This is a genomic window from Pseudomonas sp. NBRC 111143, from assembly GCF_001320965.1.
GTDB classification, from domain to species: Bacteria; Pseudomonadota; Gammaproteobacteria; order Pseudomonadales; family Pseudomonadaceae; genus Aquipseudomonas; species Aquipseudomonas machongensis.
The window spans coordinates 95,911-112,166 of record NZ_BCBT01000006.1 but is presented as its reverse complement, the minus strand read 5'-3'; the positions used below and the strand labels follow the sequence as shown (position 1 = coordinate 112,166).

15 protein-coding genes are annotated in these 16,256 nt (G+C 63.5%); 9 read left to right on the top strand and 6 right to left on the bottom strand.

Annotated features, from left to right (window positions below; all coding sequences use genetic code 11):
• Positions 1–2 precede the first annotated feature (2 nt).
• The 4 genes from APH44_RS05455 (at position 3) to APH44_RS05440 (ending at position 4,863) form a co-directional block, all read left to right on the top strand.
• Positions 3–2,348, top strand: a complete 2,346-nt coding sequence (locus APH44_RS05455; protein ID WP_054891684.1) for an FdhF/YdeP family oxidoreductase — start codon at positions 3–5, stop codon at positions 2,346–2,348.
• A gap of 234 nt (positions 2,349–2,582) precedes the next feature.
• A complete protein-coding gene (locus APH44_RS05450) occupies positions 2,583–3,068 on the top strand; it encodes a YMGG-like glycine zipper-containing protein (RefSeq protein WP_054891683.1) in 486 nt (161 codons plus the stop codon).
• A gap of 215 nt (positions 3,069–3,283) precedes the next feature.
• Positions 3,284–4,087: a protein-glutamate O-methyltransferase CheR gene (locus tag APH44_RS05445; RefSeq protein WP_054891682.1), complete on the top strand. Its 804-nt coding sequence runs from the start codon at positions 3,284–3,286 to the stop codon at positions 4,085–4,087.
• Between the two features lie 119 nt (positions 4,088–4,206).
• Positions 4,207–4,863: a response regulator transcription factor gene (locus tag APH44_RS05440; RefSeq protein WP_054891681.1), complete on the top strand. Its 657-nt coding sequence runs from the start codon at positions 4,207–4,209 to the stop codon at positions 4,861–4,863.
• Here APH44_RS05440 and APH44_RS05435 read toward each other — a convergent pair.
• From APH44_RS05435 to hslO, 3 genes are all read right to left on the bottom strand, one after another.
• On the bottom strand, positions 4,853–5,287 hold the full coding sequence (locus APH44_RS05435) for a thioesterase family protein (RefSeq protein WP_054891680.1): 435 nt from the start codon (positions 5,285–5,287) through the stop codon (positions 4,853–4,855). The two genes, APH44_RS05440 and APH44_RS05435, sit on opposite strands and share 11 nt — an antisense overlap.
• A 138-nt stretch (positions 5,288–5,425) precedes the next feature.
• The gene (locus APH44_RS05430) at positions 5,426–6,973 is read right to left on the bottom strand and encodes a phosphoenolpyruvate carboxykinase (protein WP_054891679.1); all 1,548 of its coding nucleotides are present in this window, start codon (positions 6,971–6,973) and stop codon (positions 5,426–5,428) included.
• Between the two features lie 179 nt (positions 6,974–7,152).
• Positions 7,153–8,052, bottom strand: coding sequence for an Hsp33 family molecular chaperone HslO (gene hslO / locus APH44_RS05425; RefSeq protein WP_054891678.1), 900 nt, complete (start codon positions 8,050–8,052; stop codon positions 7,153–7,155).
• Between the two features lie 116 nt (positions 8,053–8,168).
• On the opposite strand from hslO, the gene APH44_RS05420 reads away from it, so the two are divergent.
• Complete coding sequence (locus APH44_RS05420) at positions 8,169–8,972, top strand: phosphatase PAP2 family protein (RefSeq protein WP_054891677.1); 804 nt, start codon at positions 8,169–8,171, stop codon at positions 8,970–8,972.
• A gap of 20 nt (positions 8,973–8,992) precedes the next feature.
• Here APH44_RS05420 and APH44_RS05415 read toward each other — a convergent pair whose 3' ends face one another.
• Positions 8,993–9,394 (bottom strand): RNA-binding S4 domain-containing protein, encoded by a 402-nt coding sequence (locus APH44_RS05415; RefSeq protein ID WP_054891676.1) that lies wholly within the window; start codon positions 9,392–9,394, stop codon positions 8,993–8,995.
• 109 nt (positions 9,395–9,503) lie between these two features.
• Between APH44_RS05415 and APH44_RS05410 the strand changes: the two genes are divergently transcribed.
• Both APH44_RS05410 and rimK read left to right on the top strand, forming a co-directional pair.
• Positions 9,504–9,986: an ATP-dependent zinc protease gene (locus APH44_RS05410; RefSeq protein WP_054891675.1), complete on the top strand. Its 483-nt coding sequence runs from the start codon at positions 9,504–9,506 to the stop codon at positions 9,984–9,986.
• On the top strand, positions 9,983–10,888 hold the full coding sequence (rimK, locus tag APH44_RS05405) for a 30S ribosomal protein S6--L-glutamate ligase (protein WP_015268602.1): 906 nt from the start codon (positions 9,983–9,985) through the stop codon (positions 10,886–10,888). Before APH44_RS05410 ends, rimK begins: the two co-directional genes overlap by 4 nt.
• A gap of 54 nt (positions 10,889–10,942) precedes the next feature.
• Here rimK and APH44_RS05400 read toward each other — a convergent pair whose 3' ends face one another.
• Together APH44_RS05400 and ompR are read right to left on the bottom strand one after the other, a co-directional pair.
• A complete protein-coding gene (locus tag APH44_RS05400; RefSeq protein ID WP_054891674.1) occupies positions 10,943–12,256 on the bottom strand; it encodes an ATP-binding protein in 1,314 nt (437 codons plus the stop codon).
• A 98-nt stretch (positions 12,257–12,354) separates the two neighbouring features.
• Positions 12,355–13,095 (bottom strand): two-component system response regulator OmpR, encoded by a 741-nt coding sequence (gene ompR / locus APH44_RS05395; protein WP_054891673.1) that lies wholly within the window; start codon positions 13,093–13,095, stop codon positions 12,355–12,357.
• A 228-nt stretch (positions 13,096–13,323) separates the two neighbouring features.
• Between ompR and APH44_RS05390 the strand changes: the two genes are divergently transcribed.
• Positions 13,324–15,648, top strand: coding sequence for a Tex family protein (locus APH44_RS05390; protein WP_054891672.1), 2,325 nt, complete (start codon positions 13,324–13,326; stop codon positions 15,646–15,648).
• On the top strand, positions 15,648–16,031 hold the full coding sequence (locus APH44_RS05385) for a PaaI family thioesterase (RefSeq protein WP_054891671.1): 384 nt from the start codon (positions 15,648–15,650) through the stop codon (positions 16,029–16,031). Before APH44_RS05390 ends, APH44_RS05385 begins: the two co-directional genes overlap by 1 nt.
• Positions 16,032–16,256 lie beyond the last annotated feature (225 nt).

Sequence of the window (16,256 nt, the reverse complement as noted above, 5' to 3'; positions counted from 1 at the left end):
CCGTGACCTCCTTCGAGAAACTTCCAGACAACGCCCCCGCTTCCACCCCACGCTACAAGCCCTACCACGGCCCAGCCGGCGGCTGGGGCGCACTGCGCAGCGTGGCCAAGGCCTGGGTCGGCAGCGACAACGCGCTGAAGAACCTGCGTGCACTTCTCAAGACCAACCAGAACGGCGGCTTCGACTGCCCTGGTTGCGCCTGGGGCGACTCGCCCGAGAGCGGCATGGTCAAGTTCTGCGAGAACGGCGCCAAGGCCGTCAACTGGGAGGCCACCAAGCGTCGCGTCGACGCTGCCTTCTTCGCTCGCTACAGCGTCAGTGCGCTGCTCGAGCAGAGCGACTACTGGCTCGAGTACCAGGGCCGCCTGACCGAACCGATGGTCTACGACCCGGCCAGCGACCGTTACCAGCCGATTGCCTGGGATGCAGCCTTCGAGCTGATCGCCAGCCACCTCAAGGCGCTGGAGTCACCAGACCAGGCCGAGTTCTATACCTCCGGGCGGGCCAGCAACGAGGCGGCGTACCTGTACCAACTGTTCGTGCGCGCCTTCGGCACCAACAACTTCCCTGACTGCTCGAACATGTGCCACGAGGCCAGCGGCGTGGCCCTGGGGCAGAGCGTCGGCGTCGGCAAGGGCACCGTCACCTACGACGACTTCGAACATGCCGACGCGATCTTCGTCCTGGGCCAGAACCCCGGCACCAACCACCCACGCATGCTCGACCCGCTGCGCGATGCAGTGAAGCGCGGCGCCCAGGTGGTCTGCGTCAACCCGCTCAAGGAGCGCGGCCTGGAACGCTTCCAGCACCCGCAACATCCACTGGAGATGTTGCTCAACAGCGACCGGCCGACCAATACCGCATTCTTCCGCCCGGCCCTGGGTGGCGACATGGCGTTGCTGCGCGGCATGGCCAAGTTCCTGCTGCAGTGGGAGCGTGAGGCTCAAGCCAAGGGCGAACCCGCGATCTTCGATCATGTGTTCATCGCCGAGCACGGCCAGGGCGTGAACGAGTACCTGGCGGTGGTCGATGCCACGCCGTGGGAGCAGATCGTCGAACAGTCAGGCCTGACCCTCGACGATATCGAGTTGTCGGCACGCATGTACTGCAAAGGCAAACGCGTGATCATGTGCTGGGCGATGGGGATCACCCAGCACCGCCACTCGGTGCCGACCATCCAGGAAATCGTCAACCTGATGCTGCTGCGCGGCAACATCGGTGTGCCTGGCGCCGGCCTGTGCCCGGTACGCGGCCACAGCAACGTACAGGGCGACCGCACCATGGGCATCAACGAGCGCCCACCGGTAGCCCTGCTCGATGCCATCGAGAAGCGCTTCGGCTTCCCGGTGCCGCGCAGCAACGGTCACAACACGGTCGAGGCGATCCACGCCATGCTCGAAGGCCGGGCCAAGGTGTTCATCGGATTGGGCGGCAACTTCGCCCAGGCCACCCCGGATACCGAGCGCACCGCCCAAGCCCTGCGCAACTGTGCGCTGACCGTGCACATCAGCACCAAGCTCAACCGCAGCCACCTGATCCATGGCCAGCAGGCATTGATCCTGCCGTGCCTGGGCCGCACCGATATCGACCTGCAGGCCGAAGGCCCGCAGGCGGTCACGGTGGAAGACTCGTTCAGCATGGTCCACGCCTCCAACGGCCAGTTGCGCGCGCTGTCCAAGCAGATGCGCTCGGAACCTGCGGTAGTCGCAGGCATCGCCGCCGCCACCCTGGGCAACCATCCTGTGGACTGGAACTGGGTAGTGGCCGACTACGATCGGATCCGCGACCTCATCGCCGATACCATCCCCGGTTTTGCCGACTTCAACCAGCGCCTGAACCTGCCGGGTGGTTTCTACCTGGGCAACAGCGCAGGCAGCCGCCAGTGGAAGACCGCGAGCGGCCGCGCCAACTTCAAGCCCAACCTGCTGCCCGACACCCTGCTCGACGAACGCGTGCGCGCCAGCGGCCAGGTGCCTGACCTGATCATGCAGTCGATGCGTTCGCACGATCAGTACAACACCACCATCTATGGCCTGGACGACCGCTACCGCGGCGTGCGCGGCCAGCGCGAAGTGCTGTTCGCCAACGAGGCCGACATCATTCGCCTGGGCTTCCAGCCAGGGCAGAAGGTCGACATCGTGTCGTTGTGGGGCGATGAGCATGTGCGTCGGGTGGAGGGTTTCACCCTGCTGGCTTTCGACATTCCGGCGGGGCAGGCAGCCGCCTACTACCCCGAGGTGAATCCGCTGGTTCCGCTGGAGAGCATCGGCGACGGCAGCCACACGCCAACCTCGAAGTTCATCGCCATCAAGCTCGAGGCGGCGCACGGGAACGGGCGTATCATCTGAAAGGCGCGGGCCGTACCGCGCTGACGGCCGACCAGAAAACAAAAAGCCCCGGCGTAGTAACCGGGGCTTTTTGTTGTCTCAAGTAACCTGAGACCGACAAAAACGAATAAAGTTTCATAGCCAAATCAGCAAGTTAGGAAATTGTGTACAACTCGTGCTACTCGTCGGATTTCCATTGCCAGCCGCTTCGCCGAGCCTCAAATTTCGCCTCGTCATCCCTCTGAGGCTCTCTTGATGAAGAAGTACTCCTCGATTCTGTTGTTGTCTTTTGGTCTGCTCAGCGGCGTTGCCATGGCAGGCGGCACCACCGAGGCCGGCATTGGCGGCGCATTGGGTGGGGTACTGGGCTCGGTGGTCGGCCAGTCCATCGGCGGCAACACCGGCTCGGCCATTGGCGCGGGCCTGGGTGGTGCGGCGGGCAGTGCCGTCGGTGCCGACAAGCGCCAGCGCGGTGAAGCCGCCATTGGTGGTGCCCTGGGCGCGGCGGGCGGCAACGTCGTCGGCCGCCAGGTTGGCGGCAGCACCGGTAGCCTGATCGGCGCAGCCGCAGGTGGCGGTGCCGGCGGTGCGCTCGGCAACTACATGGGCAACAAGGCCGACGAAGACGACCGTCACGACCGCGATCGTGACCGGCGTTACCGCCGTGGCGACGACCGTCGCCATTGGGACAACGGCCATCACTATGGCCATCGCAAGCACAAGCGCCACTGGCGTGACTGATCGGCGTCCATTCACCTACGCCTGATGCCTAAGGCCCCGCCCTCACCCGGCGGGGCCTTTGCATTCCGGCAGGTCGAGGGCTTAAGGGACACCCCGATATGGAGGCAACTAGCCACTAGCTATCATTTCCCACCGCCATCACAACAGGGGACGCAGGGAATGCGCACGAGCCTCGTCGATTCAATACGCCAGCCCGACGCCGGGGAAGCAGAAGGATGACGGACGATACGCGCCCGCCGCACCTCGACCACGCCTGCTTCCAGCGCATCCGACAGCGGGTTTCCCAGGCCACCGGCCTGCAACTGGCAGACGATCGCCAGAACGTGGTCGCCCATCGGCTGCATGCACGCTTGCGGTTACACCGGCTGGCGAGCTTCGAGGCCTACCTCGACCTGATCGATGCACACCCCAGCGAACAGACGCACCTGCTGCACCTGCTCATCGCCCGGGACACCTACTTCTTTCGCGAGCACCGCCACTTCGAACAGTTGCTGCGCTGGCTTCCCACACTCGCTCATCCTGCGCGCCTCTGGAGTGCGGCCTGTGCCAGTGGCGAAGAGGCCTGGAGCCTGGCCATGGTCGCGCAACAAAGCACATCCGCCGGCTGGCAGGTGCTGGCCAGCGACTACGACAGCGCACTGCTGCGACAGGCTGAAACCGGTGTCTACGACATCGCCCAGGCCCGCTACTTTCCCCATGGCTGGCTGGACCGCCATTGCCTGTGTGGCGCCGACGAAGCAGCCGGTCGTCTACGTATCGCACCGGGTCTGCGCGAACGGGTACGCTTCGAGACAATCAACCTGATCAAGCCATTGCCGACCGATCTGGGCGAGTTCGATGTGATCCTGCTACGCAACCTGCTCGCGGGCTTCGACGCGCGATGCAAGGCCGATGTCCTGCTGCGCCTGATGCCACACCTGCGTCCGGGCGGACTGCTGATGATCGGCCACAGCGAAAGCATCCACGGCCTGGATCTGCCCCTGCGGCCACTACTGCCGTCGGTGTTCGAACGCCTATGATGAATAGCCCTGCCGCATCGAACGGCAGACAAGGACTGGTCGCGCCCCCGGCGCGGCAGTGCGCTTGTGGATCGAGCAGGCCTGCCGCCCCCCTTCCCTTGCGAAACAGGCCTTGACCCATGCCCTGCCGAATCCTGCTTGCCGACGACTCGCCACTTTTCCGCGCCGGCCTGCGCGCCCTGCTCGAACAGAAGAAGGATTACGCCGTGGTAGGAGACACCAACGACGGCATGAGCGCCGTGGCGTTGGCGGAGAAGCTGCGGCCGGAGATCGTCGTGCTCGACATGAACAGCGATGCGCTGGATTGTCAGCAGGTATTGCAGGAGCTGTTCATCCGGGTTCCGGCCACACGCGTGCTGATGCTCTCGACCCGCTCGGAACTGGAGCATGTGATGAGTTGCCTGCAACTCGGCGCCCAGGGTTTCCTGCTCAAGAGCGCCACCGTCGCAGAATTCGAGCAGGCCTTGCAGACCTTGCGCAGCGGCGGACAGTACCTTTCCTCGACAGTGCTACCAATGGTCATCGGGCAGGCCCTCAAGCACAGTCGCAAACGTCCGCCCAGCCCCGCACAAGCGCCGCTGACCACGCGTCAGCTGGAAGTCCTGCGCCTGATCGCTCGCGGCGAGAGCACCCGCTCCATCGCCGATGGGCTGGGGCTGAGCATCAAGACCATCGAGGCCCATCGCTCGCAGATCATGCACCGCCTGCAGATCCACGATGTTCCAGGGTTGGTGCTGTTTGCCGTGCGCGAGGGGATCATCCGCCTCAACGATTGAGCGACAGCCCCGCCAGGATCAATTGCAGGGTTTCCGGCAGCACCGCCGGTTGCCCCGTGCTGCGCTCGATGAACACCTGCACCAGAGTGCCCGCCGCACAGGGCTCGACCTCGCCCGGCCGGTACAACGCCAGACGAAACTCCACTGTGCTGCCAGCAAGCCGCGTTACTCCTAGGCCAACCTCCAGCACATCGGGAAACCCGGGCAAGGCATAGAAATCCGCGGCAGAACTGACCACGAACCCGGCCAGCTCGCCGTCACGCAGGTCCAGCTCGGCCTGCTCGACGAGAAATGCCTGGATGGCCGTCTCGAAGAAGGCATGCACCGTGGAACCGCCAAGGTGGCCGTTGTGGTCGTTGTCCTGTGGACGCGTGAGGATGGGGTGGAAATGAGAAAAGGCGCTGCGTTGGATGGTCTCGGTCATGGGGTATCCAAGGCGGGTGGCAGGAAAGGGGAGCTTCCCACATCTGGTCTGGAAAACCATAGCCGCAAACACAGTGCTCGCTCGCCAGACATGAAAAAGCCGCCCCGAAGGGCGGCTTTTCACTGCGGGCAGTACAGCTTACAGCTGCGGGCCAGCGGCCTTGATGGCGTCGGAAACTTCGAACTTCTTGAAGTTTTCGATGAACAGCTTGGCCAGGCCTTTGGCGGCCTCGTCGTAAGCGGCCTTGTCAGCCCAGGTGGCGCGCGGGTTGAGCAGCTCGGTATCGACGCCTGGAACGAACTTCGGTACGTCCAGGTTGATGATGTCCAGGTGCTCGGTTTCAGCGCCGACCAGAGCACCGCTCTGGATCGCGGCGATCACGCCACGGGTGGTCGGGATGCTGAAGCGCTTGCCAACACCGTAGCCACCGCCGGTCCAGCCGGTGTTGACCAGGTAAACCTTGGAGTTGAAGCCATTGATACGCTTGATCAACAGCTCGGCGTACTCGCCTGCAGGACGGGCGAAGAACGGCGCGCCGAAGCAAGTGGAGAAGGTCGACTTGATGCCGCCGCCCGAACCCATTTCGGTGGAACCGACCAGCGCGGTGTAGCCCGACAGGAAGTGGTAGGCCGCCTGCTCGTTGTTCAGGATCGACACCGGAGGCAGAACGCCGGTCAGGTCGCAGGTCAGGAAGATGACCGCGTTAGGCTCGCCACCCAGGTTGGCTTCGGCACGCTTGGCGACGTGCTCCAGTGGGTAGGCGGCACGGCTGTTCTGGGTCAGGCTGACATTGGTGTAGTCGGCGTGGCCGGCTTCGTCGATGACGACGTTTTCCAGCACCGCGCCATGCTTGATGGCTTTCCAGATGACCGGCTCGTTCTTCTCGGACAGGTCGATGCACTTGGCGTAGCAACCACCTTCCATGTTGAAGACGACACCTTCGCCCCAACCGTGCTCGTCGTCACCGATCAGGTAACGGCTTTCGTCGGCGGAGAGGGTGGTCTTGCCAGTACCGGACAGGCCGAAGAACAGGGTCACATCGCCGTCTTCGCCGATGTTGGCCGCGCAGTGCATCGGCAGCACGTCGACTTCCGGCAGCAGGAAGTTCTGTACCGAGAACATGGCCTTCTTCATTTCGCCGGCGTAGCGCATGCCAGCGATCAGCACTTTCTTCTGGGCGAAGTTGAGGATCACGCAACCATCGGAGTTGGTGCCGTCACGCTCTGGAACGCACTCGAAGTTGGCGACGTTGAGGATCTGCCACTGGTCGCGGCCGGCCGGGTTGAACTGGCCTTTTTCCGGATTGATGAACAGGCAACGGCCGAACAGGTTCTGCCAGGCGGTCTGGGTGGTCATCTTGACCGGCAGGTAGTGCTCGGCCGCGGCACCGACATGAACGTAGGAGACGAAGTGTTCCTGGGCGTTGTTGAACGCCTCGACGCGGTCCCACAGGGCATCGAACTTGTCGGCCGGGAACTTGCGGTTGATCGGGCCCCAGGCGATGGCGGCAGAGGTGCTCGGTTCATCGACGATGAAACGGTCAGCGGGCGAACGGCCAGTACGGTGACCGGTTTCCACGACCAGTGCGCCAGTATCGGCCAGCACGCCTTCACCGCGTTGCAGCGCATGTTTTACCAGCTCGTCGACGGTCAGGTCGGTGTACACGGTGTTGTTGGCTTGCGTCATGAGATACCCCATCCGGCCCGAGGCCGAGTGCTCCAAACGTTTTGTAGTGGCCTGTTTCAAACTACTACAGCGAAAAAAGTGGCCGGATTATGCCAGAAACGCCCAAAAAAAGTAGGCCCCTCCTGTCGTAACTGCGCTTTTACGCAATTAGACAGGAGAATCTCCTGTAGTGAAGCGTTTCAGTGGCGAGTTTCTGACGCCTCGTCTGTGCCACCACCCGCAAACAATTGCGCTACATCGCTGGCATCGAAGAAATACCGCTCGTTGCAGAACTGGCAATCGATCTCGACCTGGCCACCGCATTCCTCCACCAGCGCCTTGGCATCCGCCTCGCCGAGGCTGACCAGGGCGTTGCCGGAACGCTCACGCGAGCAGCTGCAGTGGAAGCGCAGCGGCTCGATGTCGAACAGGCGTACGGCATCCTCGTGATAGAGGCGGTGCAGGAGGGTTTCGTTACCTTCGGCCCACTCTTCGGGCTTCAGCGTGCTGGCCATGGCCACGACGTGTTGCCAGCTGTCTTCGCGTTCTTCTTCATCGCGCTGGCGGTCGACCGGCAACTGCTGCAGCAGCAGGCCACGGGCCTTGCCCGTCGAGGTGTCGAGCCAGAAGCGCGTGTTGAGCTGCTGGGATTGCACGAAGTAGTTGGTGAAGCACTCGGACAGGTTGGCACCATCGAGCTCGACGGTGCCCTGGTAGCGCTGGCCCTTGACCGGGTCGATGGTCAGCGTGAGGTGGCCATCAGGCATCAGGTCCGCCAGGGTCGCGTCAGCCGCGATCTGCTCGGCCTCGTAACGCGCCATGCCGCGGATGTCGCGCTCACCCGAGCACTCCACCATCAGCAGCGGGATCGGCCCTTGCGAGCGCGCCTGCAGGATCAGCAGGCCATCGAACTTGAGTGCGCCGACCAGCAGCGAGGTGGCAGCCATCAGCTCACCCAGCAGAGCGGCAACCGGCTGCGGATAAGGGTGACGGGCGAGCACTTCGCTGTAGCTCTTGTCGAGCTCGACCCATTCGCCGCGCACATCGCGCTCTTCGAACAGGAAGCGTTGGGTGAAATCGGTATCCGGTAAATCGCTCATGGTTTTGGCTATCTGAAAATTCTGAAAAGAGTGACAAAATGATTACAGGAGCCTACAAAGGCCCGTGTTAAAGCGCGCACGACGCGCGGAAATTCAGCTGGCAATTGAGGTATTTTATGGATAATCGGCCACTGTTCCAAGAAAAGTGGTCCTGGGGACCTCTGGCAGCCTGCACTTTACTGCCGATCGCTCTACTGTGTTTCTGGTTGTGGCCGTTTGGCCAGATCCTGTTCCTGACTTTCGACGAGTGGCTATTCCGTGCACTCAACAGCCCGTTGGCAGACAGCACCACCTGGCGCTACATCTGGACCCTGGGCAGCCTGCGCCCCTTCGACATCGTCGTCGGTCTGATCCTGCTCCTGCTGCTGATCAAGGGCGACTGGGTGTTCAAGGCCGTGCAGGTACGGCAGGCATTCTTCGGCTTTTTCGTCAGCCTGCTCCTCTTAGTGGTGGTTCGCGCGCTGTTTTCCAAGTGGGTGGATGCATCCGGATGGCAGCATGACAGCCCGTCGATCGTATTCGACGACGCCGTGCGCCTGAGCCACTACTACCCGAACCTTGAAGCCCACTGGGAACTGAAGGACCGTTCCAGCAAGAGCTTCCCGGGCGATCACGCTTCGGTACTGCTCCTCTGGGCGCTGTTCATGAGTCTGTTCAGTCGCCGGCTGGTGCAAAGCCTGGTGATCTGGGGGCTGGCCGTGCTGTTCATGCTGCCGCGTCTGGTCGCTGGCGCGCACTGGGGGCAGGATGACTACATCGGTGGTCTGGGGATGGCATTACTGGCCCTGGGCTGGACCGTGCATACACCTCTCGCGGCCAAGGCCAGCGCGGCACTGGTGCGCTGGACCTCACCGCTGTTCAGGGTACTCGGCAAGCTACCGCTGATCGGGCGCATGAGCGTGATGCGCACGGCCTTCTAAGCGCAACTGACGGCGCAGGTCTACTCGAAACTGCCATGCAGCTGGTGGATCTGCCGCCGTTGCTTCTTGTTCGGCCGGCCGTCGGTGGTCACCCCCATCGCCCCGGCCTTGCGCAGTTCGGCGGCCTGCTCGCGGCGCTTCACGCTGTCGGCAGTTTCCTCGTAGAGGGTCTGCGCCTCGGGCGCCCCACGACGCACCACCGACAGCGCCTTGACCACCACGGTCTTTTCGTCGAAACCGGTGCGCAGCACGAACTCGTCACCTACCCGCGGTTCCTTGCCCGGTTTGCAGCGCTCACCACGGCAATGCACCTTGCCACTCTCGATCGCCGCCTTGGCCAGCGCACGCGTCTTGTAGAAGCGCGCCGCCCACAGCCATTTGTCCAGGCGGACCTTGTCGTCGTCTTCCGCTTTCTGTGCCATCCCTCTACCTCGAATTCTGTCTTTAACGGAACTGTACTACCGTAACTGTCGGATGCAAAAAGTCCGCGCCATGCTTACAGTTCACCACCTCATTCGCAGGGTGTGCTTCGTGAAAACATTTGACCATCTGACAGTGATCGGCCTGCGCGAGTGGATCGCCCTGCCCGACCTCGGTCTCGCCGGGCTTCGGGCCAAGATCGACACCGGCGCCAGCACCTCCAGCCTGCACGCCACCGACATCGAACCCTTCGAGCGCGACGGCCAGTCCTGGGTACGTTTCACCGCGCACCTGGGCTCCGTAGTGCAACTGCGTCATCGCCGCTGCGAAGCGCCTCTGGTGACCATGAAAACCATCAAGAGCTCCAATGGCCATGCCCAGACCCGCTATGTGATCCGAACGCCACTGGCATTGGGCGACCGGGTTTGGGAAGTGGAATTCACCCTGGCTTGCCGCAAGAGCATGCGCTATCGGTTGTTACTTGGATCGAAAGCCTTGATCCACGGTCAACTGGTCGTCAACCCCGGCCTCAAGTACGTTCAGGACAAACCGGCCTTCCCGGCCACTCTCTCCCCTGTCACAGGTGCTGCATGAAGATCGCCGTGCTTTCGCGCAACCCGCGTCTGTATTCCACCCGCCGCCTGGTCGAAGCCGGCACCCAGCGCGGCCATGAAATGGTCGTGATCGACACCCTGCGCGCCTACATGAACATCGCCAGCCACAAGCCGCAGATCCACTATCGCGGCAAACCGCTGGAAGGTTTCGATGCAGTGATCCCGCGTATCGGCGCCTCGGTGACCTTTTATGGCTGCGCAGTGCTGCGTCAGTTCGAGATGATGGGCGTCTACCCGCTCAATGAATCGGTGGCCATCGCCCGCTCGCGCGACAAGCTGCGCTCTTTGCAATTGCTGTCACGCCGCGGCATCGGTCTGCCGATCACAGGTTTCGCTCACTCGCCGGATGACATTCCCGACCTGATCCAGATGGTCAATGGCGCACCGCTGGTGATCAAGGTGCTCGAAGGCACCCAGGGCATCGGCGTGGTGCTGTGCGAAACGACCAAGGCTGCCGAGTCGGTCATCGAAGCGTTCATGGGCCTGAAGCAGAACATCATGGTCCAGGAATACATCAAGGAGGCTGGCGGCGCCGACATCCGCTGCTTCGTGGTTGGTGACAAGGTCATCGCCTCGATGAAGCGCCAGGCCAAGCCCGGTGAGTTCCGCTCCAACCTGCACCGCGGTGGAGTGGCCAGCCTGATCAAGATCACCCCCGAGGAACGCATGACGGCCATTCGCGCGGCCAAGGTCATGGGCCTCAGCGTGGCCGGTGTAGATATCCTGCGCTCCAATCATGGCCCGCTGGTGATGGAGGTGAATTCGTCGCCGGGGCTGGAGGGCATCGAAGTCACCACCGGCAAGAACGTTGCCGGGATGATCATCGAACACCTGGAGAAGAACGGCGGACCGAACCAGACCCGGACCAAAGGCAAGGGTTGATTCGAAATCGTGTCGGTCTCTTCGCGGCTTTAGCCACAAAGAGACCACAGAACCTCACACGGCATCGCGCGGCAGCAACAGCCCCAAGGGCAAGCGCACCCGCGCCTCGATACCGCCACCGGAGCGGTTGCGCAACTCGACATTGCCGCCATGCTGGGCGGCGATACGCTTGACGATCGCCAGGCCCAGCCCGGTGCCCTTGCCCCCACGCGCACGGTCGCCGCGAATGAACGGATTGAAGATGGTCTCCAGTTCCGATTCGTCGATCCCCGCGCCCCGGTCGAGCACGCTGAGTACCACGTACGGCGCCCCCTGCTCACCTGACACATAAGCCGCCACCTCGACGCCCTTGCCCGCATGGTGCAGGGCATTGCCGATCAGGTTGCCCAGCATGCGCTTGAGCGATACGCGCCGTAGCGGGAAGGGTGGAATAGGCTCCAGGCACAGGCGCACGCGCTCTTCGGGCTGGTTATACGGCGCCACCACCTCGCGAATCAGATCACCCAGGTCGACTTCTTCCACCGGCTCGTCGCGGCCATCGCGAATGAAGGCCAGGAACTGGTCGAGAATGGCGTCCATGTCTTCGATGTCGCGCACCATGTCGTCGCTGAGCTCGCTTTCGTTCCCCATCAGCGACAGCGACAGCCGTAGCCGGGTCAGTGGCGTACGCAGGTCGTGGGAGACCCCCGCCAGCATCAGCTCGCGCTCGCGCCCGGCCTGCTCGACATCCTCGGCCATCTGGTTGAACGCACGGTACACCTCGGTCATCTCGCTGGGTGTATCGCTGATGGGCAGGCGCACGCTGCGCCCCTGCCCGAGCTGACGGGCAGCGAACACCAGGCGTTTGAGCGGCTGGTTGAGCTGGCGCACGAAGATCCAGGCCGACGCGGTGGACAGCAGGCCGATGGCCAGGAACCAACCGAGCACGTTCCAGATCTTCTGCCCGCGCAACGGGTGCGGATACAACGGCACCTTCAGCCAACCCGGCCCCAGGCTCGGCGCATTGACCCACAGTGCTGGCGGCGCATGGATGCGCAGGCGTACCTCGGTATCCTCGCCCAGCTCAGCCTGCATCTGGCGCTGGTAGATCTCGCTGTACGGCCAGTGCTGCTCACCCTCCGGCACACCCGAGCCGGTCACGCGGATCAGACCGGCCGCCTCGGCGATCTGGTCGCGGTTCTCTTCATCGGCCGCCCAATAGGCACGCAAGGTCAGCGCCACACCGTGGCTGTACTGGCGGTCGACCAGAACGTCCTCGTTCATCAGCAGGTACACCAGCGTCAGCGCCTTGGAAAACAGGACGACGATCAGTACCAGCCACAGGGTGCGGGCGAAGAAGCTTTGCGGAAACCAGAGAGGCGTTTTCATTGGCGACGATTACTGCACGGCGGGAACAAGCAAGGCGGGGACCACAGACGAAAACAGGGCGACCCTTTCGGGCCGCCCTGCCGTGTCATGGCAGCGGTTCATTTACCAGCATTTCCGTCCGGCACGAAGACATAACCCACACCCCAGACCGTCTGGATGTAGCGAGGCTTCGATGGATCGGGCTCGATCATGCGGCGCAGACGCGAGATCTGCACGTCGATGGAGCGTTCCAGGGCGTCCCACTCACGGCCGCGGGCAAGGTTCATCAGTTTGTCGCGGGTCAGCGGTTCGCGAGCATGCATGACCAAAGCCTTGAGCACGGCGAATTCACCGGTGGTGAGCATGTGCACTTCATCGCCGCGCTTGAGTTCGCGGGTCGCCAGCGACAGCTCGTAGTCGCCGAACGTGACGGTTTCTTCCTCGCTGCCCGGGGCGCCAGGAACGCTCGGAGCCTGGCGCCGCAGCACGGCCTTGACCCGCGCGACCAGCTCGTCGGGGTTGAACGGCTTGGCGAGATAATCGTCAGCGCCCAGTTCAAGGCCCTTGATGCGGCTAAGCTCGTCGCCCTTGGCGGTGAGCATGATGATCGGGATCTGGTTGTTCGCCGCGCGCAGGCGGCGGCAGGCGGAGAGGCCGTCTTCACCCGGCAGCATGAGATCGAGCACCACCAGGTTGAACACTTCACGGGCCAGCAGGCGGTCCATCTGCTCGACGTTCGGCACGGCGCGGGCACGGAAGCCCTTGCTGGTGAAGAAACGCTCCAGCAGGCTGCTCAGCCCCGGATCGTCGTCAACGATGAGAATCTTTTCGCCTTCAGCAATGTTTGCGGTGCTGGTCATCAATAACTCCTCTGATATCGCCGCGCATTATGGCGTAGCCATTGCGACGCGTGCCGTGTGCATTGTTAGCAGATTTTTCCCCGGGTGCCACTTCTCGCTCGACACACATGGCTCAGCGCCATCACCGCAAGCCGGACACGATGGGTATAATGCGCGGCTTTCATCCAGTGCCGCCGGGCCTGAACCCCCACTGCGGCCTTAGTATTCACTATTTGTCAGGTGGTTCTCATGGACAGCATCAACAGCCGTATCGCCGAGGAACTGGGCGTGCGCCCACAGCAGGTCGAGGCGGCCGTGGGCCTGTTGGACGAAGGCTCGACGGTGCCCTTCATCGCCCGTTACCGCAAGGAAGTGACCGGCAGCCTGGACGATACGCAACTGCGCCACCTGGAAGAGCGCCTGCGTTACCTGCGTGAACTCGACGAGCGCCGCGCCAGCATCCTGGCCAGCATCGAGGAGCAGGGCAAGCTGACCCCGGAACTGGCCCGCGAGATCAAGCTCGCCGACACCAAGACCCGCCTCGAAGATCTTTACCTGCCTTACAAGCAAAAGCGCCGCACCAAGGGCCAGATCGCCCTGGAAGCCGGCCTGGGTGAACTGGCCGACGGCCTGTTCGACGACCCGCAGCGCGACCCTGAAAGCGAAGCCGTGCGATTCGTCGACGCCGACAAAGGCGTCGCCGACGTCAAGGCCGCCCTCGAAGGCGCCAAGTACATCCTCATGGAGCGCTTCGCGGAAGACGCCGCCCTGCTCGACAAACTGCGCGGTTTCCTCAAGCAGGAGGCGGTGCTCACCGCGCGCGTGGTGCCGGGCAAGGAAGAGGAAGGCGCCAAGTTCCGCGACTACTTCGCCCACGACGAACTGCTGCGCAACGCCCCGTCGCACCGCGCCCTGGCGATCTTCCGCGGTCGCAACGAAGGCGTGCTGAGCGCCTCGCTCAAGGTCGGCGAGGAACTACCGGGCACCCTGCACCCGTGCGAGCTGATGATCGCCAGCCACGTTGGTATCGAAAACCGCGGCCGCCCGGCCGACAAATGGCTGGGCGAGGTGGTGCGCTGGACCTGGAAGGTCAAGCTCTACACCCACCTGGAAACCGACCTGTTCGGCGAGCTGCGCGACAACGCCGAAAGCGAGGCGATCAACGTCTTCGCCCATAACCTGCACGACCTGCTGTTGGCCGCCCCCGCCGGCCCGCGTGCGACCCTAGGCTTCGACCCGGGCCTGCGCACTGGCTGCAAGGTCGCGGTAGTCGATGCCACCGGCAAGCTGCTGGACTACACCACCGTCTACCCGCACGCACCGAAAAACGACTGGGACCGCACCCTCGCCGTACTGGCGGCCCTGTGCGCCAAGCATTCGGTGGAGCTGATCGCCATCGGCAACGGCACCGCCAGCCGCGAAAGCGACAAACTGATCGCTGACCTGGTGAAAAAATATCCGGCACTGCAGATCACCAAGATCATGGTCTCCGAGGCGGGCGCCTCGGTGTATTCAGCGTCCGAACTGGCTGCCCGCGAATTCCCCGATCTCGACGTCTCGATCCGCGGCGCGGTGTCGATTGCCCGTCGCCTGCAGGACCCGCTGGCCGAACTGGTGAAGATCGATCCGAAGTCCATCGGGGTAGGCCAGTACCAGCACGATGTGTCGCAGGTGAAATTGGCGCGCGGCCTGGACGCTGTGGTCGAGGACTGCGTGAACGCCGTGGGCGTGGACGTCAACACCGCCTCGGTGGCCTTGCTGACCCGCATCTCCGGCCTCAATGCGACGCTGGCACAGAACATCGTCGCCCACCGCGACGCCAACGGCCCGTTCGCCACCCGGGCGGCACTGAAGAAAGTCAGCCGCCTGGGCGAGAAGACCTTCGAGCAGGCCGCAGGCTTCCTGCGCGTGATGAACGGTGACAATCCGCTGGACGCCTCTGCCGTGCACCCCGAGGCCTACCCGCTGGTACAACGCATCGCCGCCGACACCGGCCGCGATATCCGCTCGCTGATCGGCGACAGCAGCTTCCTCAAGCGCCTCGACCCGAAGAAATTCACCGACGAATCCTTCGGCCTGCCGACCGTCACCGACATCCTCCAGGAGCTGGACAAGCCCGGCCGCGACCCGCGCCCTGAGTTCAAGACCGCGACCTTCCAGGATGGCGTCGAGGACCTCAAGGACCTGGAGCCCGGCATGATCCTCGAAGGCGTGGTGACCAACGTCACCAACTTCGGCGCCTTCGTCGACATCGGCGTGCACCAGGATGGCCTGGTGCACATCTCGGCGCTGTCGGAGAAGTTCGTCAAGGATCCGCGCGAAGCGGTCAAGGCCGGCGACGTGGTCAAGGTCAAGGTCATGGAAGTGGACATCCCGCGCAAGCGCGTCGGCTTGTCCATGCGCATGAGCGATACCCCGGGCGAGAAGGTCGAAGGCAACCGTGGCGGCCCACGCGGCAACGGCGGCAACCGTTCGCAACAGGCCCCGCGCCCACGTGAAATGGCCACCGCCGCGCCGGCCAACAACGCCATGGCCGCGCTGTTCGCCAACGCCAAGCAGTTGAAGAAGAAGTGATGGACGTCCCGAAGGAATACGTCGAAAGCGCCTTCAGCCAGCTCCTGGGCTGCCGCCTGCAACGCCTGGACACAGGCGTTGCCGAGGTGGCCCTGGCGCTGGAACCACACCTGCGCAACCGTGGCCAGAAACTGCACGGCGGGGCGATCTTCAGCCTGGTGGACATCGCCATGGGCCTGGCCTGCTCGGCCAGCCATGGCTTCGACCAGCAAAGCGTGACCATCGAATGCAAGATCAACTACATGCGCGCTGTCAGCGACGGCGAAGTGCTGTGCACCGCCCGGGTGATACACGCAGGGCGGCGCACGCTGGTGGTCGACGCCGACGTGCTCCAGGGCGACAAACTGGTGGCCAAGGCACAGGGAACCTTCGCGGTTCTCTAGCTCCCCGAGTGGTAACTGCGGTATTTTTGCCGGTATTGGTCGGGCGCTGTCACTGACCCTATCGCGGGACAAGCCCGCTCCCACAGGTGCCTCGGTGCTTATGTGGGAGCGGGCTTGTCCCGCGATGGGCTCGGCAAGGCCCCGAAGTATCTGCGCTACCAGCACCGGAACCGCGTAAACCAGGCGACAACGCCAGTTCCTTTGTCCCTACCCTTGTAGACCGTC

Excerpts from the sequence above, each read along its gene's own strand:
- APH44_RS05400 (WP_054891674.1), bottom strand. The coding sequence starts at position 12,256 with ATGAAAACGCCTCTCTGGTTTCCGCAAAGCTTCTTCGCCCGCACCCTG.
- APH44_RS05415 (WP_054891676.1), bottom strand. The coding sequence starts at position 9,394 with ATGGCACAGAAAGCGGAAGACGACGACAAGGTCCGCCTGGACAAATGG.
- APH44_RS05440 (WP_054891681.1), top strand. The coding sequence starts at position 4,207 with ATGCCCTGCCGAATCCTGCTTGCCGACGACTCGCCACTTTTCCGCGCC.
- APH44_RS05450 (WP_054891683.1), top strand. The coding sequence starts at position 2,583 with ATGAAGAAGTACTCCTCGATTCTGTTGTTGTCTTTTGGTCTGCTCAGC.
- ompR (WP_054891673.1), bottom strand. The coding sequence starts at position 13,095 with ATGACCAGCACCGCAAACATTGCTGAAGGCGAAAAGATTCTCATCGTT.
- APH44_RS05430 (WP_054891679.1), bottom strand. The coding sequence starts at position 6,973 with ATGACGCAAGCCAACAACACCGTGTACACCGACCTGACCGTCGACGAG.
- rimK (WP_015268602.1), top strand. The coding sequence starts at position 9,983 with ATGAAGATCGCCGTGCTTTCGCGCAACCCGCGTCTGTATTCCACCCGC.
- APH44_RS05435 (WP_054891680.1), bottom strand. The coding sequence starts at position 5,287 with ATGACCGAGACCATCCAACGCAGCGCCTTTTCTCATTTCCACCCCATC.
- APH44_RS05420 (WP_054891677.1), top strand. The coding sequence starts at position 8,169 with ATGGATAATCGGCCACTGTTCCAAGAAAAGTGGTCCTGGGGACCTCTG.
- hslO (WP_054891678.1), bottom strand. The coding sequence starts at position 8,052 with ATGAGCGATTTACCGGATACCGATTTCACCCAACGCTTCCTGTTCGAA.
- APH44_RS05390 (WP_054891672.1), top strand. The coding sequence starts at position 13,324 with ATGGACAGCATCAACAGCCGTATCGCCGAGGAACTGGGCGTGCGCCCA.
- APH44_RS05385 (WP_054891671.1), top strand. The coding sequence starts at position 15,648 with ATGGACGTCCCGAAGGAATACGTCGAAAGCGCCTTCAGCCAGCTCCTG.
- APH44_RS05445 (WP_054891682.1), top strand. The coding sequence starts at position 3,284 with ATGACGGACGATACGCGCCCGCCGCACCTCGACCACGCCTGCTTCCAG.